Annotated in this window: 21 protein-coding genes; 11 read left to right on the top strand and 10 right to left on the bottom strand. The window is 48.1% G+C overall.

The genetic code is table 11. From position 1 onward, the window contains the following. Together AAGC78_RS20340 and AAGC78_RS20345 are read left to right on the top strand one after the other, a co-directional pair. On the top strand, nucleotides 1-1,307 hold a 1,307-nt coding region (locus tag AAGC78_RS20340; RefSeq protein WP_435785940.1), incomplete at its 5' end, for an EAL domain-containing protein. Nucleotides 1,308-1,339: 32 nt separating this feature from the next. Beyond that, a complete protein-coding gene (locus AAGC78_RS20345; RefSeq protein ID WP_435785941.1) occupies nucleotides 1,340-4,099 on the top strand; it encodes an ATP-binding protein in 2,760 nt (919 codons plus the stop codon). An 18-nt stretch (nucleotides 4,100-4,117) separates the two neighbouring features. Here the strand turns inward: AAGC78_RS20345 and AAGC78_RS20350 are convergent, their stop codons facing one another. The 4 genes from AAGC78_RS20350 to pip form a co-directional block, all read right to left on the bottom strand. Beyond that, nucleotides 4,118-4,537, bottom strand: a complete 420-nt coding sequence (locus tag AAGC78_RS20350; protein WP_435785942.1) for a GNAT family N-acetyltransferase — start codon at nucleotides 4,535-4,537, stop codon at nucleotides 4,118-4,120. Between the two features lie 36 nt (nucleotides 4,538-4,573). Further along, nucleotides 4,574-5,014: a D-aminoacyl-tRNA deacylase gene (dtd, locus tag AAGC78_RS20355; RefSeq protein ID WP_435785943.1), complete on the bottom strand. Its 441-nt coding sequence runs from the start codon at nucleotides 5,012-5,014 to the stop codon at nucleotides 4,574-4,576. Between the two features lie 23 nt (nucleotides 5,015-5,037). Beyond that, nucleotides 5,038-6,231, bottom strand: a complete 1,194-nt coding sequence (locus AAGC78_RS20360; RefSeq protein WP_435785944.1) for a helix-turn-helix domain-containing protein — start codon at nucleotides 6,229-6,231, stop codon at nucleotides 5,038-5,040. 246 nt (nucleotides 6,232-6,477) lie between these two features. Continuing rightward, on the bottom strand, nucleotides 6,478-7,449 hold the full coding sequence (gene pip, locus AAGC78_RS20365) for a prolyl aminopeptidase (RefSeq protein ID WP_435785945.1): 972 nt from the start codon (nucleotides 7,447-7,449) through the stop codon (nucleotides 6,478-6,480). A gap of 252 nt (nucleotides 7,450-7,701) precedes the next feature. Between pip and AAGC78_RS20370 the strand changes: the two genes are divergently transcribed. The 6 genes from AAGC78_RS20370 to AAGC78_RS20395 all read left to right on the top strand — a co-directional run bounded on the left by AAGC78_RS20370 (nucleotide 7,702) and on the right by AAGC78_RS20395 (nucleotide 14,804). Beyond that, complete coding sequence (locus AAGC78_RS20370; RefSeq protein WP_435785946.1) at nucleotides 7,702-8,424, top strand: helix-turn-helix transcriptional regulator; 723 nt, start codon at nucleotides 7,702-7,704, stop codon at nucleotides 8,422-8,424. 65 nt (nucleotides 8,425-8,489) lie between these two features. Beyond that, on the top strand, nucleotides 8,490-9,632 hold the full coding sequence (locus AAGC78_RS20375; RefSeq protein WP_435785947.1) for a PQQ-dependent sugar dehydrogenase: 1,143 nt from the start codon (nucleotides 8,490-8,492) through the stop codon (nucleotides 9,630-9,632). 102 nt (nucleotides 9,633-9,734) lie between these two features. Further along, nucleotides 9,735-10,127: a gamma-glutamylcyclotransferase family protein gene (locus AAGC78_RS20380; RefSeq protein WP_435785948.1), complete on the top strand. Its 393-nt coding sequence runs from the start codon at nucleotides 9,735-9,737 to the stop codon at nucleotides 10,125-10,127. A gap of 74 nt (nucleotides 10,128-10,201) precedes the next feature. After that, a complete protein-coding gene (hemH, locus tag AAGC78_RS20385; protein WP_435785949.1) occupies nucleotides 10,202-11,239 on the top strand; it encodes a ferrochelatase in 1,038 nt (345 codons plus the stop codon). 201 nt (nucleotides 11,240-11,440) lie between these two features. After that, on the top strand, nucleotides 11,441-12,082 hold the full coding sequence (locus tag AAGC78_RS20390; protein ID WP_435785950.1) for a biliverdin-producing heme oxygenase: 642 nt from the start codon (nucleotides 11,441-11,443) through the stop codon (nucleotides 12,080-12,082). Next, nucleotides 12,069-14,804, top strand: a complete 2,736-nt coding sequence (locus AAGC78_RS20395) for an ATP-binding protein (RefSeq protein WP_435785951.1) — start codon at nucleotides 12,069-12,071, stop codon at nucleotides 14,802-14,804. Before AAGC78_RS20390 ends, AAGC78_RS20395 begins: the two co-directional genes overlap by 14 nt. A gap of 85 nt (nucleotides 14,805-14,889) precedes the next feature. Here AAGC78_RS20395 and AAGC78_RS20400 read toward each other — a convergent pair whose 3' ends face one another. Next, nucleotides 14,890-15,696, bottom strand: a complete 807-nt coding sequence (locus AAGC78_RS20400; RefSeq protein ID WP_435785952.1) for a sulfite exporter TauE/SafE family protein — start codon at nucleotides 15,694-15,696, stop codon at nucleotides 14,890-14,892. Between the two features lie 322 nt (nucleotides 15,697-16,018). Beyond that, a complete protein-coding gene (gene typA, locus AAGC78_RS20405; RefSeq protein ID WP_435785953.1) occupies nucleotides 16,019-17,845 on the bottom strand; it encodes a translational GTPase TypA in 1,827 nt (608 codons plus the stop codon). A 206-nt stretch (nucleotides 17,846-18,051) separates the two neighbouring features. Between typA and AAGC78_RS20410 the strand changes: the two genes are divergently transcribed. Both AAGC78_RS20410 and vapC read left to right on the top strand, forming a co-directional pair. Continuing rightward, nucleotides 18,052-18,282: an antitoxin gene (locus AAGC78_RS20410; RefSeq protein ID WP_435785954.1), complete on the top strand. Its 231-nt coding sequence runs from the start codon at nucleotides 18,052-18,054 to the stop codon at nucleotides 18,280-18,282. A gap of 11 nt (nucleotides 18,283-18,293) precedes the next feature. Then, nucleotides 18,294-18,698 carry a type II toxin-antitoxin system tRNA(fMet)-specific endonuclease VapC gene (gene vapC, locus AAGC78_RS20415; RefSeq protein WP_435785955.1) on the top strand — a complete coding sequence of 135 codons (405 nt, stop codon included), beginning with the start codon at nucleotides 18,294-18,296 and terminating at the stop codon, nucleotides 18,696-18,698. 32 nt (nucleotides 18,699-18,730) lie between these two features. Here the strand turns inward: vapC and ccmC are convergent, their stop codons facing one another. The 3 genes from ccmC to thiI form a co-directional block, all read right to left on the bottom strand. Continuing rightward, entirely contained in the window at nucleotides 18,731-19,462 is a 732-nt protein-coding gene (gene ccmC, locus AAGC78_RS20420; RefSeq protein WP_435785956.1) for a heme ABC transporter permease CcmC, read from the bottom strand. 122 nt (nucleotides 19,463-19,584) lie between these two features. Continuing rightward, on the bottom strand, nucleotides 19,585-20,646 hold the full coding sequence (locus AAGC78_RS20425; RefSeq protein ID WP_435785957.1) for an acyltransferase: 1,062 nt from the start codon (nucleotides 20,644-20,646) through the stop codon (nucleotides 19,585-19,587). After that, on the bottom strand, nucleotides 20,646-22,121 hold the full coding sequence (gene thiI / locus AAGC78_RS20430) for a tRNA uracil 4-sulfurtransferase ThiI (RefSeq protein ID WP_435785958.1): 1,476 nt from the start codon (nucleotides 22,119-22,121) through the stop codon (nucleotides 20,646-20,648). Before thiI ends, AAGC78_RS20425 begins: the two co-directional genes overlap by 1 nt. A 243-nt stretch (nucleotides 22,122-22,364) precedes the next feature. On the opposite strand from thiI, the gene AAGC78_RS20435 reads away from it, so the two are divergent. Next, the gene (locus tag AAGC78_RS20435) at nucleotides 22,365-23,990 is read left to right on the top strand and encodes a methyl-accepting chemotaxis protein (protein ID WP_435785959.1); all 1,626 of its coding nucleotides are present in this window, start codon (nucleotides 22,365-22,367) and stop codon (nucleotides 23,988-23,990) included. A gap of 66 nt (nucleotides 23,991-24,056) precedes the next feature. On the opposite strand, the gene AAGC78_RS20440 is transcribed toward AAGC78_RS20435, so the two are convergent. Further along, nucleotides 24,057-25,100: cation:proton antiporter (locus AAGC78_RS20440; RefSeq protein WP_435785960.1), on the bottom strand; the 1,044-nt coding region annotated here is incomplete at its 5' end.

The raw sequence follows: 25,100 nt of genomic DNA on the forward strand, positions 1-25,100 counted from the left end.
TCGCCACCCACGATTTTGTTACCCGCCTGCACAACCGCAACGCCCTTGAAGCCCATGTCTCCGAATTGCTTGCCCACGTACAGGTGCAAGATATCAATGCGTCTTTTTTGTTGATTGATATTGATCGCTTTCGTTTGATTAATGAAAGTTGCGGCTGTATTGCGGGCGATGAATTGTTGCGTCAGTTTTCCGATAGCATCGCCGGCTTGTTAACCCGCGACGATTTTTTTGCGCGTCTCGGTGGCGACCGTTTTGCTGTAGTCACTTATTGCGATGAAAGCAATAAAGGTTTGGCGCTCGCACAAAATATTCTTAAGCATCTCGAACAATTTAATTTCCAATGGGAAGATCGCCAATTTAAATTGGCTGCGTCAATTGCCACTGTGCCACTCAATCGCACTATGGTGAGCTACGATCAGGTGATGCTGGCGGCAGATGAAGTTATTTTCGTCGCCAAGCGCGAGTCGCGCGGTGGGATTTTCAGTTACGATGATGCGGCAAAACGCAGCAATCTGCACAAAGACAATATCAACTGGGCGTCGCGCCTGGTGGATGCAGTACACAGCCAGTTGTTCCGTGCCTATTTTCAAATGATCGAATATTTACCTGCCGCTAATAGCAGTGAAGCGCCCAAATATCGCTTGGAAGTATTGCTGCGTTTGTGGGACCCGCAACATGAACGCATGATTTCACCGGGCGAGTTTATCGGCCCGGCCGAGCGTTTGCATTTGATCCCGGAGTTGGATAAATGGATCGTCGCCTACACACTGAATTTATTTGCCCAGCATCCACAGTTGTTGGATCAGTTGGATTTGGTGTCGATCAACCTTTCTGCTATTTCCATCCGCGAAGCGCAATTTGCGCAATTTATTATCAACAATTTTACCCATCTCAATTTACCTGCTAATAAGTTTTGTTTTGAAATCACTGAAACCCAAGCGATTGTGAACGTCGAGTCCGCCCGGCAATTTATGCAAACCCTGCGCGAGTTGGGCTGTCATTTTGCGTTGGACGATTTTGGTAGTGGTTTTGCCTCTTATGCTTACTTGCATCAACTGGCGTTCGACAAAATAAAAATCGACGGCATTTTTGTGCGCGATATGGATACTGATCCGGCGCATTATGCGATGGTGAAATCTATCGCTGAAATGGCAACTTCCCTGGATAAAGAAGTGATTGCCGAATTCGTCGAGACCGCCGAAGTTGCTAAACAGTTGCACGATCTGGGCGTAAGCTGGGGGCAAGGTTATTACCATCACCGGCCGGAAGAATTGAATTATCAGGCACTGGAAAAAAGGCTGTCCTGATAATCGCCTGACAATAATAAGGGGCGTTACCAGTGCTGCAACTCTCGCGTAAAGCTATTTACCGCTACGGCAAATTACCGCTACTGAATGTGTGTTTTGCGGTGATGTATTTCTTACTAGCTGAACTCGGCATGGCTTGGAGTTCGCTAACCTCGCTAGTTTCCCTTGTATGGCCAGCAGCAGGTCTCGCGCTATTTGGTTTGTTGCTGTTTGGCTTCCGCATAGTTCCCGGATTATTTTTAGGCGCATTATTCGCAACCCAATTTTTACATTTTGATACGGCGATAGGGCGCAGTTACGCAAGCTGGGGTGGTGCCGCCATGATCGCTGCTGGCGATATATTACAAGTGATGGTAATCGCACGGCTCAATCGTGGTTTGTTGACCAATAATTTGCTGGTTGATTTGCGACCCACACTGATTTTTATCGCAAGTGTGTTTGGCTGCTCACTTATTTCTTCCTGTATTGGAATTTATACGCTGACTCTGCTCAATATCTTGCCCGATGGTGAAGCTGGAAAAGCCTGGGCATTTTGGTGGATGGGCAATAGCGTAGGCATGCTGATATGCACCTCGCTGCTCGCATGGTTGGTGATTCCGCGTGTGCGTCAGAATGCGCATGCGCAGGCATTTTTATTATTATGCGCTGGTGTTGGGTTGGTATTTTTTCTGGTGTCTGCACTGGGCTATATCCAGCACAGCGAAGCGCAACGCGTTGCTGCTGCTGCGCGTGAAATGACACTGTCGGCAAAGCTTGATCCGCGTCCTTGGTATCAGCCCAGCTTTCTGCAGTGGGTGGTGCTCACCATTGGTCTTTCGGTAATTGGTTTATTGTCTGCCTATATTCGCACCCGCCAGCAGCATGTTGAGTTGCTGCGCGAAAACCAAACGCGTCTTGAAGCAGAGGTTCTATCGCACACCCAAGCACTGCGCAAAGCAAATGACTGGTTGCTCAATGAAGTGGTGCAGCGGCAGCAAACCCAGGAGCAGTTACAGGCATCGCAAAATGCGTTACGTGCACGCGAACAACATCTACGCAGTTTGCTTGATAATATTCCCGATCCTATTTGGTTTAAAAATTTGGAAGGTGTTTACATCAGCTGCAATAAAGCCTTTGCCAAAATGCTGAATCTGCCAGAAGAAAATATTATCGGCAAAACCGAGGAGCAACTGGTTACCCGCGAGCTTGCCGATTGTTTTCGTATCAATGACCAGCAGGCGCTCAAGAGCCGCGAAGTGCATCGCTACGAGCAGATGATCCATGTGAATGAAGATGAACATTATTTACTGGATACATTAAAAGTGGCTGTGTGTGATGATCAGGATAATGCCGTAGGTATTCTCGGTATTGGCCGCGATATATCGGCGCAAAAAGAAATTGAAAAACAATTGTCGCTGGCAAAAGAAGAAGCTGAAGAAGCAACCCATGCAAAGAGCCGCTTTCTCGCCAACATGAGCCATGAAATTCGCACACCGCTCAATGCGGTCTTGGGGTACACGCAGTTGTTAATGCGCGATGAGCATTTTGTTGGCGGCCAACGCGAGCGGTTGCAATTAATTTTAGTGTCGAGCCAGCGATTGTTAGGATTGATCAACGATATTTTGGATCTGTCAAAAATCGAAGCTGGTGTGCTTAGCTTGCGCAAAGAATATTTTGACTTGCATCAGGAAGTTGCAGACATCCAAACTATTATGGTTGGACGCGCGCAAAATAAAGGGCTGAATTTAATTACTCAAGTCGATTTACCTGATCCCTATATTGTGAAAGGGGATCGCCAGAAAATCGGCCAGATTTTATTAAACCTGTTGGGCAATGCGATTAAATTTACACCTGAAGGCAGTGTAAGTTTGTATGTGGCACATCTTGCCGGTGAAGTGGAGTTTGTCATCGGCGACACCGGCCCCGGTATTTCGGAGCAGGAATTGGCAGAATTATTTGCTGCCTTTAAGCAGGGGCAAGCCGGTGAAGACGCCGGTGGTACTGGCCTCGGCCTTACCCTATCGCGTCATCTTGCAGAAGGTATGGGCGGTAGCTTGAAACTCTCCAGTATTCTTGGGCAAGGCACACTCGCGCATTTGCGTTTGCCGCTGGTGAGCGAAAGCGTTGTGTTAGATCCGCGCGATAACCAGCAACAAATGCAGCGCTTGCAGTTGGGCACTGAATGCAAAGTGTTGGTAGTGGAAGATGATCAGGCGAGCTGTGAAATCCTGGTGGATTTGCTGCAAGAAATTGGCTGCGAAACTTACGCCGCACACGATGGCCGCGAAGGTCTTGCCATGTGCCAAGCGCAGCAATTCGATATTATTTTTACCGATATCCGTATGCCGCATTTGAATGGCCTGGAAATGTTTCGCCGCCTACGTTTGCTACCCAATTACAGCAATATTCCTATCGTTGCCGTGTCAGCTTCCAGTCTTGAACACGAGCGCACTTATTATCTTGGCCAAGGATTCCAGGAATTTATCGGCAAGCCCTATGCTTTCGACGATGTATTCAAAGCCCTTCAGCATCACGCGCGAGTGGATTTTGATAATCAAGCCGATGTAAAAAATGAAGCGCGCCCTGTTGACGATATTGAAATCGATCTGAGCCCAATCAAAACGCTATTGCGACAACTTGCCGATCTGGCTGAGAGCGGTGATATGAGTGCAAGTAAAAAGTTGATCGGCGAATTAACTATCGACCAACTGGGTGCGCAGCGGCACCAACAATTGTTGAATGCCCTGCGTCAGTATGATTTGGAAAAAGTAGAAGCGTTGAGTAAACGATGGTTAGAAACGATTTCTGATTAGTTTTAGTCGTTCAAGCGGCTATAGCATTATTGAAAAATACTTTGCCTCGAATGTCATGCCTTTATTTTGATAAAACCGGTGTGCATCTATCCGCTGCACACCGGAAACCAAACGCAACTGCACACACTGTTGTTCCCGCGCGTAATTAACCACCCAGTCAAATAGCTTGGCACCATAGCCTTTGGATCTTTCGCCGTCAGCGGTAATTAAATCGTCTATTTCCAGATATTTTCCAGAGTAAAGCCATTCCGCTATACGAATACCCGCCACCGATTTAACGCCATTATCATCTACATAAGCGAGTTGGTAACCGTGATTTTTTTGCATGCGCGCAACAAGGGCGATGTAACCATCAAACGAAAGCTGTGGGCGCAATTCTTCTATAACAGGAAAACAAGCCGCTATTTCTTCGGGCGTGGATGCAAGTTGGATCTTCATAAATCGACTCCGTGATTAATGTGTTGTTAACTAAATCTATTCCATCTCCAGCATAAACGTCACCGGCCCGTCGTTAATTAATGCTACTTGCATATCTGCAGCAAAAATCCCGGTGGCAACCTGTGGGTGTTTGCTGCGCATTTGCGCTACAAAATAATCGTAGAGAGCTTCGGCTTGTGCGGGTGGTGCAGCGGATGAAAAGCTGGGGCGGGTGCCTTTTTTGGTATCGGCGGCGAGAGTGAATTGCGATACGACCAAAATGCCGCCGTCGATTTGTTGGACGTTGCAATTCATCTTGTTATTTTCGTCAGAAAAAATGCGGTAAGTGAGAATTTTATCGATCAGCTTGACTGCTGTTTCTTCGGTGTCATTTTTTTGGATGCCGAGGAGCAACAAAATACCTTGTTGTATTTCGCCGGTAATCTCCCCGTTGACCGTGACCGATGCTTGTTTAACACGTTGAAGCAAACCTAACATAAAAAACCTGCTAAAGCGCCGCGTTAACTCAGCGGCTTGACTGATTTCCGGTATTCGCTGGGCGTCATGCCCGCTTTTTTCTTGAACAGCGTATTGAAGGTGGCTTTGCTGTTAAAGCCGACATCCAACATGATATCGAGCATATTTTTATCCGCGTGCTGGGAATCAACCAGCATGCGCTTGGCCTCTTCTACGCGATAGGAATTAATAAACTCGAAGAAGTTGCAATCAAAATGCCGGTTAATGATATTGGATAGCAGTCGCGGTTGCATGCGCAATTGTCCGGCGAGTTTTTCCAGTGTCAGAGCCGGTGTTAGATAGGGTTTCTCTGTTTCCATATGGCGCGCTAGCTGCTCGATCATTTCCGGTTTGATTTTTTCTTTTTGTCCTTCGGGTTCCTGTTCGTCTTTTGCGGCTTCAGGCTCTTGTGGTGGGCGCAATTCCAATCCTTCAAATACGCTCGAATGCCCCAAGCCGAAAAAGATCAGGATGCTTACCAGCAAGAAGGTGATGTAGTTGCCGGTCAAGCCCATGATTTCAAAGTTGGTGGTGATACCAAAGGTGATCGACAAAATAATCATCGCGGCCACCAGCACCGCCCAGAAGCGAATCGCGAGGAAGCCGATCACCAGAATTTTCAGCCAGGTTAAATCGATCTTGTCGATATCCGAAAAATTGGTGCGAATATGTTGGGTATAGCGTTTGATTTCAATCAGGCAGATAACACCCAGCGCGACGCGGAATAATTCGCGAAAAAGGGTAACGTAATTCATGATTTGTGGCGCTACGGCTAAATCGTATTGTTCCTGAATAGTTTTTTTATCGCTGACATCGAGGCTGTAATAAAAAATTAATTGATAGCCGGCGTAGGCGATAAACGGCAGTAAATAAATAATGTCTTTTAGGCGCAGGTGATAATCTTTGTAGATGAGCGAGCGCGTGTACCACAGCAGCAGTGGTCCCTCCAGCCAGTAGCCGAAGCCAAAGACATAAAATAAATCGGGTGACCATTCAATGGCGATATGGCGGAATTCGGCTCCGAAGCTAATCAGGATATCCAGCGGGATAGCGGCTTGCTGCAACAAAAACACAGCGAGGAATACATTGCGGATATATTTTTCGCGCTTGATGGTTAACAACAACAATGCAAAGAGAATGCATTGGTACGCAGTCATTAGCAGCACGACATCGTGGGTATTAAAAATTACATCATACATAGATCACTGCTCCGCTGCGGCTGTACGGCATGTTATTAATATTGTGCTCAGCCTGATCGTCAGTTTTATGGTTTATTCTCACGGCCAATAACGCTGGCGGTGGCAGGTCTTGAGCCTGCGGGTTTGATCATACCACCGAATTATGTAATACAAAAAGCGACAGCAAAAACCAAACTATTAAATGTGCTACAAAATAAAAACGGAGCCAGTTGGCTCCGTTTTTAGCTGCGAGTATTACAATCAGGCTTAGGCTAATTGATCGCCTGTTTTGAGCAGGGTCTTGGCCAGATCGTCGGTTGCGCGGATAAGTGCATCAACAATGCCCGGTTCGCGTGAAGCGTGACCAGCTTCGCGGATAATTTGCAATTCAGAACCCGGCCAGGCTTTGTGCAAGGCATAGGCGTTATCGAGCGGGCAAATAACATCGTAGCGGCCATGCACAATCACACCGGGAATGCCGGCGAGTTTATGGGCATCGCGCAAAATCTGGTTGTGCTCCAGAAATGCATCGTTCACGAAATAGTGAGCCTCGATACGTGCGAGTGATAGCGCGCGATGCGGTTCAGTGAATGAATCTACCACGTCCTGACAGGGCTTGAGGGTGGCGGTGCGCCCCTCCCAACCGGACCAGGTTTTTGCTGCTGACATTTGCTGGATCTGGTTTTCGCCGATCAATTGGCGATAGTAAGCGCCGATCATGTCGCTGCGGTCAGACTCGGGAATTTGCGCTACAAAGTCATCCCAGTAATCGGGGAATAAACGGCTCGCACCTTCCTGATAGAACCACAACAAATCTTCGCGGCGACAGAGGAATATGCCGCGCAAGATTAAGCCCAGTACACGCTCGGGATAAGTTTGTGCGTAGACCAGACTGAGGGTTGATCCCCATGAGCCGCCGAAAAGTACCCACTTGTCGATACCCAAAGCGTTGCGGATCACTTCTATATCTTCCACCAGCTTTTGCGTGGTGTTGCTCTCCAGTTCCGCATGTGGGCGCGAGCGGCCCGCGCCGCGTTGATCGAACAAAACAATGCGATAGACTTCCGGATCAAAAAAGCGGCGATCATATTTACCGCAGCCTGCTCCCGGCCCGCCGTGCACAAATAGCACTGGAATGCCGTTCGGATTGCCGGATTCATCGACATACAATTCGTGGGGAGGCTCTACGGCGATTTGGTGGCGCTGATAGGGTTTTATCTCGGGATAAAAAATCTGCATAAACTGGCCTTGTTCGGATCAACCACTATAGGGATACGCGGAGAATAGCGTCCAATAAAGGTAGCACAGCGGCTCTTGTAAGCGCTCACTTTTCGCAATGAAAACTGCATCTTTAACGTAAATCCGAGCACTGTAACTAGCTCTGAAGTGGCGGATTGCCTAACATTTAAACGCTTACTGACATAAACTGTCAGTAGCGCTGATTAGCATGGCGCATTGATCACCCCAGCCATAATACTTGTCGAGCCTCCTATGCATCGCGCCGAACGCCTTTTCCAGCTCACTACCCTGTTGCGCAACCGCCGCACCGTACTTACGGCCAAGCAGATGAGCGAGCATTTGCGCGTATCCGAGCGCACCATCTACCGCGATATCCAATCCCTCAGCCTCTCGGGTGTGCCGATTGAGGGTGAGGCGGGTGTGGGATATCGCCTTTCGCACCGCTATCAGCTGCCGCCCTTGATGTTTGATCGCGAAGAAGTAGAAGCGTTGCTGCTTGGCGCGCGTATGGTGAGCAGCTGGGGCGATACCGACATGGCGATCCATGCCAACCAGGCGATCCAGAAGATTCTCGCCGTGTTGCCCGACCATTTGCGTCACAGCGATGAAAGCCTGCCGCTGTTAGTCCCCAATATGGAAGAGGTGCAAAAATATTACACCGCGCATAGCCAACCGATGCGCGAGGCAATCCGCCTGCGCCAGCGTGTGGCAATTGATTATGTGCGCGCCGACGAACAGCAAAGCTCGCGCACCATTGAACCGCTCGGGTTGATCTTTTGGGGCAAGGTATGGACGTTGGTCGCCTGGTGTCATTTGCGTGTCGATTACCGCACCTTTCGCCTTGATCGCATTCAATCCGTGGTGGTAACCGACGAGACATTTGAAACCAGCGACAACAAAAGTCTCAAACACTTTTTAAATCTGATGAAAGAAAAATACGCAGAGCACGAAGCCACTGCAGCGCATCAGGCTTAACAAAGCTTGAATTGCTCTCCTGTCAGGCGCTTGTTAACCTGATGAAAATCTATCAGGAGATCCGCATGAAACTTCGTACTCTCAGTCTCGCCTTGTGTTTTGTTGCTGTTGCGCCATTCGCAGCGGCGCAAACCGCTGGCACCAAGGCTATCGCGATAAAAAGTGAAGCCGCTAATTTTCAAGTGAAAACGGTTGCACAAGGTTTGGAAAATGCGTGGGGTATGGCATTTTTACCCGATGGCAGCATGTTAGTAACCGAGCGTCCGGGTCGCATGCGGATTGTGACTGCTGACGGAAAATTAGGCGCACCCTTAAGTGGTTTGCCAAAAGTTGTTGCGCAGGGCCAAGGTGGATTGTTGGATGTAGTGCTCGCACCGGATTTTGCCACCAGCAAAAAAATCTACTTCAGTTATTCCGAGCCGGGCGAAGGCAGCTTGAATAGCACCGCGGTTAGTTTCGCTACGCTCAACGGCAATAAACTGGAAAATGTAACGCGCGTGTTCAGCCAAAAACCAAAAGTGAATAGCACTAATCACTTTGGTTCGCGTTTGGTGTGGGCACCGGATGGAACACTGTTTGTGACACTCGGTGATCGCTACAGTGAAAAAGACAAAGCACAAACGCTCGATAACCATCAAGGTAAAGTTGTGCGCATCAATGCGGATGGCTCAGCACCAAAAGATAATCCTTTCGTAAAAACACCGGGCGCATTGCCAGAGATTTGGTCATTCGGCCATCGCAATATGCAAGGCGCAGCGATTAATCCTGTCACCAAAGAATTGTGGACTGGCGAGCATGGCCCACAGGGTGGCGACGAATTAAATATTGATCGCGCTGCAAAAAATTATGGCTGGCCAGTGATCACCTACGGTGAAAATTACGGCGGCGGTAAAATTGGCGAAGGCACACAAAAGGCGGGCATGGAACAACCTAACTACAAATGGGTTCCCTCTATTGCCACTGCCGGTTTTATTTTTTACACCGGTGATAAATTTCCGCAGTGGAAAAATAATATTTTGCTTACCAGTCTGAGGGAAAAAACACTGGTACGTTTGGTTGTTGACGGTGAAAAAGTTACCAAAGAAGAGCGTATGCTCGCCAAAGAATTGGATCAACGTCTGCGCCATGTAGTGCAAGGGCCGGATGGTTTGGTATATCTGCTCACCGACGAAGTGAAAAGCAATATCTACCAATTATCCCCGCAATAACCTAGGGGTGCTGCTTGCTGCGCCCTATTGTTTTTTGTGCGCTTAAAAATTACACCACTAACTCCCGCAGCTGCGGGAGTTTTTCTTTATGAGCGATAAACGATGACCGATGAATTTATTTTTGTGTACGGCACTTTGCGCCGCGCTTGCCCAACCGGGGCACATGATAAATATCTTGCTGGTGCCCGTTTTGTTGCTCGCGCTAAAATCAAAGGTACTTTGTTCAAGGTCAGTTATTATCCAGCGTTGGTAATTGATGATACGGCGGCTTGGGTGATTGGCGAGGTCTATCAACTGGTCTCGAATGCGCAGCTCGCGGCGCTGGATGCTTACGAGGAGTGCTCTTACCCTGCACAGCCTGGGCAGGAATATCAGCGGCAAAAGGTCAGCGTGCTAACGGGTGCTGGCGAAGAATTATCTGTTTGGGTCTACGCTTACCAACATCCTATTGCACACCTGGAAGTTATCGCCAGCGGCGATTTTCTCAATACCTAACTGGATTTCCACGGCATCTGCAGGTATGTTGTGCCCACTTTGATGTCGAGGCAAAATCGCGGAACTCTTTAGCTATGGCCAAATCCAGCATAAACAAATACACCGCTCTTAATTACGATGTGGATCCCGTATTCCATGCTGCTGGAAAGCCTGACCCAAAAATTGGTGTGTTGCTTGCCAATCTTGGTACACCCGATGCACCAACGACTTCTGCATTGCGTCGCTATTTGCGCGAATTCCTTTCCGATCCCCGGGTAATTGAAATTCCACGGTTAGCCTGGATGTTTATTTTGCACGGCATTATTTTGCGCGTGCGCCCGAAAAAATCGGCAAAGTTATACCAATCAGTCTGGACCAGCGAAGGCTCGCCGCTGCTGGTGATAAGTAAACAGCAGCAACAGGCAATCCAGGAGCAGTTGGGCAGTGGCTATAGCGTGAAGCTCGGCATGCGTTACGGTAATCCCTCCATCGCCAGTGGCTTACGCGAATTGCAAAAAGAAGGCGTGCGCAAAATTATTGTACTGCCGCTCTACCCGCAATATGCCGCTCCGACGACTGGTTCCAGTTTTGATGCAGTGACAAAAGAATTAACCCGCTGGCGCTGGGTGCCAGAGATGCACTTTATTAATAATTATTGCGATGAGCCGTTATACGTAGAAGCACTGGCTAATTCGGTGCGTGAATACATTGAAAAAAATGGCAAACCGCAAAAAATTATTTTCTCCTATCACGGCACTCCCAAGCGCAATCTCGAATTGGGTGATCCCTATTATTGCCTCTGTATTAAAACCACGCGCCTGGCGGCAGAAAAATTAGGCCTTGATAAAAACGATTATATCGCCAGCTTCCAATCGCGCTTTGGTTACGCGGAATGGTTGAAGCCTTATACCGACGAAACCCTGAAAAATTTGCCCGCCGAGGGAATAAAAAATATCGCCATTTTATCACCTGCGTTCAGCGCTGATTGTTTGGAGACATTGGAAGAATTGGCAGTAGAAAATCGCCACACTTTTATGGAAGCGGGCGGTGAAAGTTATCACTATATCGCTGCCCTAAATGATCGCCCCGATCACATAATGGCATTGGCTGAATTGATCAAGGCCAAAAGCTAATTATCAATTTGCCGATCTTTGCCGTAACCCATTCCATCACTATTTTGTTGATAGAACTAAATGGTGAAAATTTCGCGTTAATCCCGCTCCTTATATTGTTTTAGTTGCGTAGCTGGCGCATAGATCCAGCTTTCCGTAACATAGGAACTTTCCATATTATTGCTGCCCAAACAATAATAATATTCCTTTTTAAGAGGCTCTATGACTCTTGCTCCCATAGCAGTACCAATAGTTCATGAATCATTGCGGCAACGTCTACGGCAGGAAACTGACGATATCCATCAGTTGCTGCACCGTGAAAGCAATATGAGCAAGTTGATGAGTGAAGATTGTACAAAAGAAGATTATCTCCACGTATTGCAGGTGTTTTTCCAATTTTATAATCGCACAGAACCTTTCTTTGATGGCATTCCCGCGCTGCAACGCTTTAATCATGAAGTTAAACCGCTGGAGTGGCTAAAAAAAGATTTTATTGCCTTGGCTAAGCCCTTACCTGAACCTGATTTTTTGTTCGAGGAGTTGTCGCATAAGTACGTCATCGCACAGACGGTAGAGAGCTATCTCGGGTATCTTTACGTAAAGCAGGGGTCTACCTTAGGTGGGCAGGTTATTAGTAAACAGCTAAGAAAATTGGGTTTAATGCCCGGTGAATCACAATTCTTTTTTAATGGGGCGGGCAGTAGCTCCGGTGACCACTGGAAAGAATTTCTCGCCTTCCTCGCACAATGCGAGCCCCATGTTAATGCAGATTCCGTAGTGTCCAGCGCGCGAACGCATTTTTTAATCCTCCATCATTTTTTTACGCAATCATTTGCCTCGGGAGGGGACAATGGACCAAGGTAATCTTCTTATTCCGCGTGAGCAGCTCACCGAAGAGCAGTTGGATGCCGCGCTGCAAGAGTGCGCCAATGAACCTATACATATTCCCAATTGCATTCAGCCGCATGGTTTGATGTTGGTCACTAATGACACTTCGGAAGAAATTCTCCAAGTAAGCGAGAATGTTATTCAACATCTGGGGATCAGTGCTCAGGACTGCATTGGAAAGCATTTGGCGGATGTTATCGGCGCTGAAAATCTGCAAACGATTAACGAAGCAATTCGCGAAGCGGATCTAGCTCCCTATAAATTTACATCGGTCGAACTTGCTGGCAAACCCTATGATGCGGTGGTGCATTTTTCGCGTCACCATAAAGTGTTTGAGTTTGAACCAAAAATCGATGGTGCGCGCAAAGATACGCTGCAAAAGGTGTATGAGGACTTGCGCAATTATTCAATTGAAGCGCAAAAAACTTATGATGTTGATTCGCTCTATCATCTGATTGTTGCTCACGTGCGCAACATCACCGGATTTGATCGGGTTAAATTGTATAAATTTGATGAGGCGTGGAATGGTGCAGTGGTTGCAGAAGATCGCGCTGATTACATGCCAAGTTATCTCGGTCTGAATTTTCCTGCCAGTGATATTCCCGAGCAGGCACGTCGGCTGTACAGCATTAATTATTTGCGCCTTATTCCCGATATTCGTTATCGCCCGTCGCCACTTTACCCACAAATGATTGAGGGCGCGCGCAAGCCACTCGATATGAGTTATGCAGTATTGCGGAGCGTTTCGCCTATCCATATCCAGTATTTGGAAAATATCAATGTGGAAGCCTCCATGTCGATTTCCATTATGCAGGATAATAAGTTATGGGGATTGATCGCCTGCCACCATAAAACCAGTTTACATATTCCCCATAGTATTCGTGTTTTATGTGAAATTATTGCGCATATTTTTTCTGCCAAGCTGACCACTATGCGCCGCTCAGTCGACAACCAACGCCATGATGTGCGTAAACTGTTGATTGAAAAATTGTCGCTGACCAGCAGCATGGATACTTTCGAGAACACGATTACTAAAAATAGCGAGATCGCGTTGCAAGCGCTTGATGCTGACGGAATAGCAATTTTTTCCGGCGGAAAATTTTGGTATTTCGGCGAAACCTTTGAACAGGAATATCTTGAACGGTTAGCAGCTTGGTATAGAGCTTATGGCAATAAGGCTGTGGTACATACGAGTTTTGTTGGTGATTATTTTCAGCACGATGAAGTGCTAAAAGATCTTACAGGCGGATTGCTGTTTGTTCCTATTGGTGTTTACAGCGAAGACATCGCTATTTGGTTTCGTAAGGCTAAAACAGAAAGTGTTAATTGGGCGGGCAACCCCGAAAAACCGGTTGAACAAACCAAGGCGGGTTATCGCTTAACGCCGCGTAGCTCATTTGAATTATGGCAAACGACAATCCAGGGACGCAGCAAAAACTGGTCACTATTGGATATTGAGACCGCTGAGTCTATCGCACAAATTTTGCTGGAAAATAGCAAAATTCAATCCGATATTGCCAACAAAGCCAAAACAGATTTTCTCTCCCATATGTCGCACGAATTGCGTACACCTTTAGGGGCTATTATTTCTATTATTCAAGTTCTCAATAGAGATAACACTTTGACGGTCGATCAACGCAAGCTGATTTACAATCTTGAGGTAAGTTCAGATTCATTATTCAGTTTAATTAATGATTTACTCGATATTAGTAAAATTGAAGCGAATGAATACTTATTGGAAGTTGCGCCTTTTAAAGTTGCCGAGCTGGTTGAAGATGTGCGCAGTATTATGTCGGTTAAGGCAACCGAAAAAAACCTGCAGTTAGGTATAAATTATCTGGAAACTAAAGATCTGGTATTTCAAGGTGATAAAACCAAGATTAAGCAGATTCTCTTTAATCTGGTTAACAATGCCATCAAATTTACCGAGCGTGGATTTGTTAATTTATTCGCCAGCGTTACAGATAGCGAACATCCGGAAATAAAGATTCTTACCGTCGAGGTGATCGATTCAGGAATAGGAATTGACGAAAGTAAGCTGGTTTCAATTTTCGAAAAATTTATTCAAGCTGATAGTAGTACTGCACGGATTTATGGTGGTACAGGTTTAGGACTGTCAATTTGTAAGAGTATTGTCTCTTTAATGGGCGGAGAAATAGATGTAACCAGCAAGCCGGGATTAGGCAGTAACTTCAAAGTATCATTACCATTGCCATGCAAACAAGCTCAATCCAATGAGGTCGAGTTGCTTGGTTCAGAGCACACACTCACCGATAAGATTGACAGCAAAGATCGCCTGAAAATTTTGGTCGCAGAAGATTACGAAGGCAACATTATTGCAGTGCTCGATTACCTGCAAAGCGAAGGCTGTGATGTAGTGATTGCGAAAAATGGTGAAATTGCAGTGAAGTATTATCAGTCCACCAATTTCGATATTATTTTAATGGATGTGCAGATGCCGCGCATGGATGGCCTGACGGCAACGCGCATCATTAAAGAAATGGAAACCAAAAGTAAAAAGCGCCCCACACCTATTCTAGGCATGACGGCGAATGCATTGAAAGAAGATCGCGACCGCTGTATGGCGGCGGGTATGGATGATTACATTAGCAAACCTATGCGGCTTGATGAGTTATCTACCAAAATTAAACGCTTGGTAGAAAACAATCGTAAAACTGAAGTTGAATCAACGGACTGATTTAATCTGGCAGAGAACAAATAAAAGCACGAAATAAAAAGGGCGAATGATAATTTTATTCGCCCTTTTTTGTTTTTCAATCGAGTTAATGACCAAATACAGTGATTAGCATTTGTATCGATAAACCAATTAGTAACAGCGCAAATAATTTTTTAAGTAAAGTAACCGGCAGCCGATGCGCGAGCATTGCACCTAGCGGCGCGGTGATAAAACTCATTGCTGCCATTAACAATACTGCCGGCCAAAAAACATAACCCAACGTGTAGGCCGGCAAGTCAGTAATGTTCCAACCGTTAACAACGTAACCTGTTGCGCCTGCAAGGGCGATGGGTAGTCCTACTGCGGCAGATGTTCCAATCGCGACTGGCAATGCGACATTGCACCAAACCAAAAACGGTACTGTTAATGTGCCGCCACCAATCGCCACCAGTGCCGAGATCGCACCTATACCCGAACCTGCTGCCGCCGTTGCCAAACTACCGGGTAATTGCTGCGTGGGTTTTGGTTTGCGGTTAATCACCATTTGCAGTGCGACCAATGCCATAAAGCACGAGAAAAAAATCGCCAAGGGTTTTGCAGATAAATAACTGGCTAAAAAAGTCCCCGCAAAAGTGCCAAGTAAAATTCCCGGTGTAATTTTTATTACGACAGGCCACAACACCGCTTTATGTTTGTGATGCGCGCGCAAGCTGGCAATAGCTGTCGGCACAATTGCGGCCATCGATGTTGCCAGCGCCATATGCAATATATGTTCGGCAGGAAATTGGTGCTGCACAAATAACAGCGTGAGGATCGGCACCATAATGCCGCCGCCGCCAATACCAAACAGGCCGGCGAATAGTCCGGTGCAAGCGCCGAGCGCGAGCAGGGAAATAATTAAATAAATATCCATTGCTGTAACCATTCTTGCGAAAATCTTCAGGGGGTTTGGGATTGTCGTCGCAGGACTGTCGGAGACAGGGGTGAGGCTCACGTTTTCAACGCATGCTTTGCGTGAAGCTGAACGCCAACAGATTTATTTGTTGGCAGGCCCGCTCTGCGGTCAACGTCAAGCCCCCATGGATGGGTTCACGGCGTGTCCTGCGATGACAATGCCAAATCCCTCGCCACCAACTGATGTAGCACCACCAGCACAAAATCATAGTTAAAAAAAATCCCCATCGTTTTCACTCTGGGGATTTTTATTATTTAACAATTATACAGAGTAGTAATTGTTAGGCTTTTTTGCCGCGCTTACGCTCGTTTTCAGTGAGCAGTTTTTTGCGCACGCGGATGCTTTGTGGCGTTACTTCTACCAACTCGTCATCTTCAATAAATTCCAGCGCTTGCTCCAGGGTGTGACGGATTGGCGGTGACAGGGTCAACGCATCGTCAGTACCGGAAGCACGAACGTTGGTTAATTGTTTTGCTTTGGTTGGGTTTACTACCAAGTCATTTGAACGCGAGTGAATACCCACGATTTGGCCTTCGTAAACTTCAATACCGGCGCCGAGGAACAAACGGCCACGCTCTTGCAGCGGGTGCAGACCGTAAGCGAGCGTTTTACCTTTCACCATCGATACCAATACACCGTTTTGACGGCTTGCTACTTCGCCATCTTTTACCGGGCCGTAGTGGTCAAAAATACTGGTCATGATTCCCGAGCCGGAAGTCATGGTCAGGAACTGGCCACGGAAACCGATCAAACCGCGTGATGGGCAGAGGAATTCCAATTTGATACGACCTTTGCCATCCGGCTCCATGTTGGTCAGCTCGCCTTTGCGCAGGCCAAGCTCTTCCATTACTTTACCTTGGTGCTCTTCTTCAACGTCGATCACCACTTGCTCGAACGGCTCGTGTACTTCGCCATCAACAATCTTCTTAACTACTTCTGGACGCGATACGCCCAACTCGTAGCCTTCGCGACGCATATTTTCGATCAATACCGACAGATGCAATTCACCGCGGCCAGAAACGATAAATTTATCTGGTGAATCACCTTGTTGTACGCGCAATGCTACGTTGGCAATCAATTCCTGATCCAGACGGTCTTTGATGTTACGGCTGGTCACGTACTTACCTTCTTTACCGGCGAACGGAGAATCGTTTACCTGGAAGGTCATGCTTACGGTTGGCTCGTCGATAGACAGGGCTGGCAATGCTTCGATTTGATCCGGGCTGCACAGGGTGTCGGAGATGCCGAGTTTATCTACACCGGTGATACACACGATGTCGCCCGCATAAGCCTTGTCAGTTTCGATGCGTTGCAAACCGTGGTAGCCCATCACTTGCAATACTTTAGCTTTACGTTGGTTGCCTTCATGGTCAACCACAACGATTTGCTGGTTGGGCGACAGGCTGCCGCGAGTTATACGGCCAATCCCGATAACACCTACGTAGCTGCTGTAGTCCAATGCAGAAATTTGCATTTGGAATGGACCGTCGAGGTCAACTTTTGGTGGTTGAACTTTATCGACGATCATTTGGAACAGCGGAGTCATATCTTCAGCGATATTCTCTGGATCAAGACCTGCAACACCATTCAATGCTGAAGCGTAAATGATCGGGAAATCGAGCTGCTCATCAGTTGCACCCAAACGGTCAAACAGGTCAAACACCTGGTCAACAACCCACTCAGGGCGCGCGCCCGGGCGGTCAATCTTGTTGATAACAACAATCGGGTTCAAACCTTGTTCAAACGCTTTTGAGGTTACAAAACGGGTTTGTGGCATTGGGCCGCCAACGGCGTCCACAATCAGCAATACCGAGTCAACCATCGACAGAACGCGCTCTACCTCACCGCCGAAGTCGGCGTGGCCGGGGGTATCCACGATGTTAATGCGGTAATCGTTCCACTTGATCGCAGTGTTTTTCGCCAGGATGGTAATGCCGCGTTCGCGTTCCTGATCGTTGCTGTCCATGATCAAATCGCCGCTGTCTTCGCGACGGTCGAGGGTGCCTGATTGACGCAATAACTGGTCAACCATAGAGGTTTTACCGTGGTCAACGTGGGCAATAATGGCGATATTGCGCAATTTTTCGATAGCTGATTGATCTGTCACTGTGGGATTTCTCTTGGGTATAAGCCTGTACAAGGCAAAGGGGGATGCGTAAAAAGGCGCGCATTATACCTATCTGACCATGACGGGGATATGTCTAACGTGCATCTATTGGTGAAAATTTAATCTAGCTAGTCAGATTAGGGGTGTATATACTTTGTGTAGATACTGCATATGGGGTATGCACATATGACATGGGAGGTAACCCAATGACCCTCGCCCGCGTTTTCCAGTCAGGAAATAGTCAAGCCGTACGGCTACCAAAAGAGTTCCGTTTTGAGGTTGACCAAGTGGAGATTTTTCGCCGCGGCGATGAAATCATCTTGCGCGCAGTTGCGCCCAATGGTGCCGCCATATTTGATGCGCTAAGCCAACTGCCGGTCGATTTTATGGAGCAAGGCCGCGATGATTCGCCGCCGCAGGAAAGAGATGGTTTCTAAAAGGATTTTTTATGGGCATCCGCTTTTTGCTTGATACCAACATCTGTATTTATATCGCCAAATATAATCCCGCCTCCGTCCGCGCACGTTTCGCGCAGCACGCTGCTAATGAACTGGCCATGTCTGTTATCACCTTGGGCGAGCTGCGCTTCGGTGCAGAAAAAAGCCACGCCCGCGAGCGAGCGATCATGGTTATTGATGAGCTTGCCAGCTTGATGAATATTGCTGAGCTATCTGAAGAGGTTGCGACTCATTACGGCGATATTCGCGCGAGCTTACAAAAAACCGGCCAAGTGATCGGCAACAACGATTTGTGGCTCGCCGCCCACGCACGCGCAAACAATTGGGTTTTGGTAACAAATAATGAAAAAGAGTTTTTGCGTGTAGATGGTTTGGCGGTGGAGAATTGGGTGTGATTAATTATCGTAGTACCCAAAACTCCCATTAATTAATTGTCAGGAAAAAATTCCTTGATCCATTGTTTTTTTCTCTCTTGCCGTAAAATTTCCATTTGGGTCCAGGAAAATAGCAGCGCTAAATATAATATGTACATGCCCAGCATATTTATTAGTAAAGGTAGCAGCATGGTGATATCAATAGCGCCTTTCATGATGGATGCGGGTTGATGCAGAGTGTTCCACCATTCAACTGACTTTTTAATAATGATAACGTTGATAACACCAACGAGTGATAGCACTGCTGCAGCTTTGTTGCCGAGGTCATTATTTTTGTATGCATCCTGCAATGCATAAACACCGAGAAAAAGAAAAAGCAATATCAGCATTGAGGTAATTCTTGCATCCCAAACCCACCAGGTTCCCCAGGTCGGCTTCCCCCAAATTGAGCCAGTGACCAAGGCTGCAAACGTAAATGCAACACCTAAAGGCGCCGATACTTTCATCATCATAAACGAAAGTTTTGTTTTCCAAATCAGACCGACTGCCCCCATTATTGCCATTAGTACATAAGCCACTTCAGCAATATGAGCGACTGGAGCATGGACATATAGAATCCGATAACTATTCCCTTGCTTTGAATCTACGGGCGCAAATCCCAATCCCCAAATAGTACCCACCAGCAATAAAACAAAAGAGATTAAATACATGTAAGGCAACCATGCCGCCGCCAGCCGGTAAAACCCTGCCGGAGCACCTATTTTGTATAGCCAAGTCCATTTCATAATTTGTTCTCTACTGAATGCTGCACCTTGTGTAGTGCGATTATTAATATGGGGATTTCAATAGGGCAATATTAGTATTTGTTGTTGATTAAAAGATAGACGTAGCGCATTAATTAAATGCGTTAGCCAATAAAGCGATGGCCAACAGAAGGGAAAAGTTGGCGAATACTCTGGGCGATTGCTGCTGACCCATATAATTGCACCAAAAACACCACCGCAAAAACCAGCAGGCTTTGGGGAATATTATCGACGGGAAAGAATGGTTTGATGTTATTGATAGTTGCAATATTTTCCAGTGCGATAGTCAGCAATGGGTGAATAAAAAATATCGGGAAGCTTAATTCTGCCAGCCAGCGTAGATGCTGTTGTAACCACGGCCAGTTTATATGGCGACAGAGCGCGAGCATGGCGATGCAACCGAACAGGTTTTGGATAAATTGCAGATCCCAGCCGTCGTAGTGGAATGCTTGTGCATGGTAGTTGCCGATATGTACCCACAAATAGGTCTGTGCGAGTGCAGTTGCAGCGACGACGAGTACGCCCAGAATTAGCAGCTGCCAATGCCAAATCCGCAAGGGTTGTTCGTACTGTGAAACCAGAATGCCCAGCAAATAATAAGGCGTGAAATAAATCAGCGATTGTAAAAAATTGGAATTGGATTCCGGGCGGTGCATGAATACAGCGATAAACGAAAAAATCACCAGCACTGCGAGTTTCATTGAAAGTGGTGCGCGGATGTAAGCGAGATGCAGCGGCGAACACAAAAAAGTGAGCAGGATAAACGGAATATACCAATGCGGATAAAGTACATAACCGTTGCGGATGGTGTACCAGCTGTTGAGTAAGTTTTGTTGCCAGTCCAATCCATCTTGCCACCAACCGAACATGCGGATGCTTAATGCAACAAGCGAAATGGTTAAAAATGGATAGAGTAAGGCGCTGGCTTTTTTGCTGATAAATTTTTTGTAATCAAAGCGCGCATAAAACACGCGATGAAAGAAAAAACCGGAGATAAAGACAAACAAGCCGGTGCCACCGCGCAATAAATTTTCCAATAGCAGTGGAAACACCGGCTGTGCGAGAAAAATGGAATGCCCGAGCACGATCATGACAATTGCCAGGCCGCGCAGGTAATCAAATTCGACCAGTCGTTCCTTCTGTCTGCCCGCTTCAGACAACCCCATTAGATAGCACAGGCACTCTTGGGTTCAGGGCGATACACACCCACATTCAAATGGCCTGCATCTTTTAAGTTGGCCGCGTGCAATTGACTCATCACCCCTTTTTGGCAATACAAATAATACTGTTTGCTCAGGTCAAGGTTATTGAATTGGTTGTTGAGAGAATAAAACGGGATTACCAGAATTTCAATTCCATCCAATTTTAATGGATTGTTTTCTTGTTCGTCAGGGTGACGAATATCAATCACTATCTGGTCGGGGTTGATATCACCCACTACTGGCACAGTTAAATCTGCATCCAGTTCGTCGACGATTTCATCGATATTTTGCGCGCGGCGTTCTTCGATGGCGCGCTCAAGTACCGCCATATCGAAGCGGCCCTCTTCAAATTCCACTTTGTGCAGTTTTGCGCGCGTGGTTGGATTCACCGAAATCACGCCGCAATATTCCGGCATGCTCGCCGCAAAACTTTCGGTGCCGATTTTGCGCGAAAGATTGATGATGTCGCCTTTGTCCATGGTTGCGAGCGGACGCAGTACTACCATATCAACAGCGCGATCAATTACATTCAGGTTTACCAGTGTTTGGCTGGAAACCTGCGCAACACTTTCGCCGGTAACCAGTGCTGGAATTTCAAGTGACTCGGCCACTTTTTCGGCAGCGCGCAACATCATGCGTTTCAGTGTTACACCCATGTAAGGGTTGTCGACTTTTTCGAGAATTTCGCGCACCACATCTTCAAAGGGCACTGTGACAAATTTAACGCGATGCGATGCGCCGTATTTATTCCACAAATAATAAGCCACTTCTTTTACGCCGATTTCGTGCGCGCGTCCGCCGAGATTAAAAAAGCAGTAGTGCGCACGCAGGCCGCGTTTGATACACAAATAGGTGGAGACGGTGGAATCGAAGCCGCCGGAGATTAACGAGAGCACTGGATCTTGTGCGCCAAGGGGGAATCCACCCAAGCCTTGAGTCTTGCTGGTCAGCACCCACACGCGCTCGCCTTTGATTTCGAGCGGCACAATGACATCCGGTTTATGCAGGCTAACACCTTTGGCTTCCGAGTGTTGCAGCAAACCACCGCCGACATATTGCTCCACTTCCACCGAAGTAAATGGATGTTTGCCAACGCGTTTGGCGCGTACGCAAAAAGTTTTACCGGCAATGCCATCGCGCCAGTGACGCAGGGTGTGCTGGAAAATTGAGTCCAGATCGCCGAGCGGGTAGTCGTTCAGCAGCGCAAAGTTGGCGATGCCGGGAGTGCGCGCCAGTACATCGGACACCTGTGCAATGACTTGTTCGCTGGCAGCGGGGCAGCGGATTTCAATCTTTTCCCAATCGCGCTGGACGTCAATATCGACCCCCAGGCTGCCCAGCAGAACGCGCAGGTTATCGCGCAGTTGCTTGATAAAGCGCTTACGCACCGGTGGGCTTTTAATAATGATTTCGGAAAAAACTTTAACGACAAAATGCATGGGAGTGGTGCCTGGTGATGTGCTGCGGACGTCGTCCGGATGAAAAGGCGGCGATTATAAAGCAAGCGGGCGCTAAAAGTGCGTTTGAGCTGTTTGATTGGCACCATCCCGGAGATTAGTCAGACAAAAGGCCTACCCTTTTCGGGGTTATGGTCAATACTAATTGTTGCCTTAATGGATTGTCTTCTGTGGCCGCCAATAGGCAGTTATTGACCCCGTTGTTTATGGAAAGGTGTAAATCGTATGTTTCTCAGGAACTTTAATATTGGCCCCCGCCTGACCGGCGCGTTTGGGCTTTTGGCTATTATCATCCTGTTCGTCGGCGTGTTTTCGCTCGGCAAGATGGTCACCATGCAGGCTGCCGAAAAAGAGATTACTGATGAGTGGATTCCATCGCTCGAAGCTATCGGCCAGCTTAATCTCTCGTTGATGCGCTATCGCATCTTTGCTTTGCGCATACTGGTTGATCCAACACCGGAAGGTCTTGCGGAAAACGACAAGCGACTGTCCAGCGTCAACGACGATATTGAGCGCGCCCAGCGCACTTATGAGGCGCTTATCACCGAAGAGTCGGAGCGTCGTATATATGCCGAACTGAAAGACGCGAAAGCCAAATACTTTGCCAGCGTGGCGCAAGTGCGCAGCATGGTTAGCAACGGCGATATTGAGGGCGCGCGCGAACATATCGATACTGAGCAAATTCTGCTTGCCGATGCGCTCACCAAGCAATTGCAGGAACTCGGCAAGATCAATACTCAAGGTGCTCATGCCGCCGCTGCGTTATCACATGCGACCTATACGAGCAGCCGCACTATGGTGATCGGCTGCATCGTTCTGGCGCTGGTGATTACCGGCATTTTGGCCTACGTCATCACCGGTACTATTACCTCGCCTATCCAACAGGCGGTGGGCGCAACCGAGTTGGTAGCGAGCGGCAATCTGAGCAAGCGCATCGAATCCCAAGGGCAAGATGAACCTGCTCGTCTGCTTGCCGGTTTGGCGGTGATGCAAGACAACCTGCGCAATACCATCAACCATATTGCCAACTCTTCGATCCAACTGGCCTCGGCGACAGAAGAGTTGCATTCGGTAGCGGAAGATTCCAGTCGCAACCTGCAGCGTCAGAACAGCGAGATTCAGCAAGCTGCTACGGCGGTGACCGAAATGAGCGCGGCAGTGGATGAAGTCGCGCGCAATGCGGTGGATACCTCTGAGGCATCCAACCAGTCCACACAATTGGCGGAAGATGGTCGTGCGCGTGTGCGTCAAACCGTGACTTCGATTGAAAACATGACCCGCGAAGTGAGCAAAACCTCCGAGTTGATGGAAGGTTTGGCGGCGCAATCGCAGGATATTGGCAAGGTGTTGGATGTGATCCGCGCGATTGCTGAGCAGACCAACCTGCTTGCACTGAACGCCGCGATTGAGGCGGCGCGCGCCGGTGAAGCCGGGCGCGGATTTGCGGTGGTGGCGGACGAAGTGCGTGCACTCGCGCATCGCACCCAAGTGTCTACCAAAGAGATCGAGCAGATGATTGCGGCGATTCAGGGCGGTACCCATTCTGCGGTGGAATCCATGCGTGAAAGTACCGAGCAGGCGCGCGGCACCCTTGGCATCGCCATGCAAGCGGGCGAGGCCTTGGAAGAAATTCATGCGCGTAGTGGAACCATCAGTGAGCGCAATTTATTGATCGCCAGCGCCTCGGAAGAGCAAGCGGCAGTCGCGCGCGAAGTGGATCGCAACATCATCAATATCAGCGACCTCTCCACCCAATCTGCTGCCGGTGCCAACCAGACCAGTGCTTCGGCGCAGGAGTTGGCGCGCCTCGCTACTGAGCTGAACACGCTGGTTGCGCGCTTTGTGCTTTAACAAATTACCGATGGTGAAATAAAAAATCCCCGGCATGCCGGGGATTTTTTTGTCCGCAAGAAGCGATTATTTCGAGCGGAAAATAATATCTTTAAAGCGCGCGAGCTTGGGGGATACCACTGGCACCGTGAGCATGGTACTGAGGACGGCCATGATCAACAGCGCAGTAAATGTCTCGCTGGTGATGATTTGTTTATCCAGCAACACGTTGGCGAAAATGATCATGATCAACGCTTTGGTTTGGAGCAGCCAACCAACAATTGATGCCTCGCCTTTTTCCCACTTCAGGATTTTCCCTGCGGCGTGAACACCCACCAGTTTTCCTGATACCGACGCAACCAGCAGGATTGCCGCCGCGATAAATACGGTTGAGCCGCCCACTTCCCAATTGGTGCGCAAACCGGTGCTGAGGAAGAACACTGGCATGATGATCATCAGGACAAAATGGCGCAGCTTGTCCATATCTTCCTGATTAAACCATTCGGCATCCATCACTGCGCCCGCGAGGAAGGCGCCGACCATAAAGTGCAGGCCTGCCCAATCTGCCGCCAAGCCGCAGAGTGCCAACCAGATAAAACCTGAGTACCAGCGGTCGCGCTCGGGAATGGCAACCATCAGTTTGCGGAAGGCGTAGCTGGCAATGGTGAAGGCGAGCAGGAACATCCCCTGACGGCCTACGCGCTCCCAATCCAACAGGATCAACGCCAATACACCCCAGATGGCGATGTCATCGAGGCTGGCGTAACGCAGGATGCGCTGGCCGATTGGTTGGCGCAGGATTTCCATCTTTTCCATCAGCAGGATCAAAATTGGCAATGCGGTTACCGCACAAGCCATGCCTACGCCGAGGATAAACTGCCAGGTCATGCCTTTGGGGCCCATCCATCCATCGCTGAATGACATCAATGCCACGGCGGCCGCGCAACCAAAGATCAATGGCGTCCCCAGCGCAAGACCAGCGGTGATACCGCTTTCGCGCTTGTATTCCCAGGCTTTCTTCAGATCGAGTTCGATACCGGCGATCCATACAAAAATCATTACCGCCCACCAGGCAATACCGTTGAGCGACTTGATGACATCGGGGTTAAACACAAAGGTGTAGTACTCGGG

Origin of the sequence: Cellvibrio sp. (genome assembly GCF_039207905.1) — a bacterium.
Taxonomy (GTDB): Bacteria; Pseudomonadota; Gammaproteobacteria; order Pseudomonadales; family Cellvibrionaceae; genus Cellvibrio.

Bases quoted from the DNA above. Each gene is read 5' to 3' on its own strand.
- dtd (WP_435785943.1), bottom strand. From the start codon at position 5,014: ATGTTAGGTTTGCTTCAACGTGTTAAACAAGCATCGGTCACGGTCAAC.
- AAGC78_RS20350 (WP_435785942.1), bottom strand. From the start codon at position 4,537: ATGAAGATCCAACTTGCATCCACGCCCGAAGAAATAGCGGCTTGTTTT.
- AAGC78_RS20380 (WP_435785948.1), top strand. From the start codon at position 9,735: ATGACCGATGAATTTATTTTTGTGTACGGCACTTTGCGCCGCGCTTGC.
- AAGC78_RS20375 (WP_435785947.1), top strand. From the start codon at position 8,490: ATGAAACTTCGTACTCTCAGTCTCGCCTTGTGTTTTGTTGCTGTTGCG.
- vapC (WP_435785955.1), top strand. From the start codon at position 18,294: ATGGGCATCCGCTTTTTGCTTGATACCAACATCTGTATTTATATCGCC.
- AAGC78_RS20395 (WP_435785951.1), top strand. From the start codon at position 12,069: ATGGACCAAGGTAATCTTCTTATTCCGCGTGAGCAGCTCACCGAAGAG.
- pip (WP_435785945.1), bottom strand. From the start codon at position 7,449: ATGCAGATTTTTTATCCCGAGATAAAACCCTATCAGCGCCACCAAATC.
- AAGC78_RS20435 (WP_435785959.1), top strand. From the start codon at position 22,365: ATGTTTCTCAGGAACTTTAATATTGGCCCCCGCCTGACCGGCGCGTTT.
- thiI (WP_435785958.1), bottom strand. From the start codon at position 22,121: ATGCATTTTGTCGTTAAAGTTTTTTCCGAAATCATTATTAAAAGCCCA.
- AAGC78_RS20360 (WP_435785944.1), bottom strand. From the start codon at position 6,231: ATGTATGATGTAATTTTTAATACCCACGATGTCGTGCTGCTAATGACT.
- AAGC78_RS20370 (WP_435785946.1), top strand. From the start codon at position 7,702: ATGCATCGCGCCGAACGCCTTTTCCAGCTCACTACCCTGTTGCGCAAC.
- AAGC78_RS20400 (WP_435785952.1), bottom strand. From the start codon at position 15,696: ATGGATATTTATTTAATTATTTCCCTGCTCGCGCTCGGCGCTTGCACC.
- AAGC78_RS20425 (WP_435785957.1), bottom strand. From the start codon at position 20,646: ATGGGGTTGTCTGAAGCGGGCAGACAGAAGGAACGACTGGTCGAATTT.
- ccmC (WP_435785956.1), bottom strand. From the start codon at position 19,462: ATGAAATGGACTTGGCTATACAAAATAGGTGCTCCGGCAGGGTTTTAC.
- hemH (WP_435785949.1), top strand. From the start codon at position 10,202: ATGGCCAAATCCAGCATAAACAAATACACCGCTCTTAATTACGATGTG.
- AAGC78_RS20410 (WP_435785954.1), top strand. From the start codon at position 18,052: ATGACCCTCGCCCGCGTTTTCCAGTCAGGAAATAGTCAAGCCGTACGG.
- AAGC78_RS20390 (WP_435785950.1), top strand. From the start codon at position 11,441: ATGACTCTTGCTCCCATAGCAGTACCAATAGTTCATGAATCATTGCGG.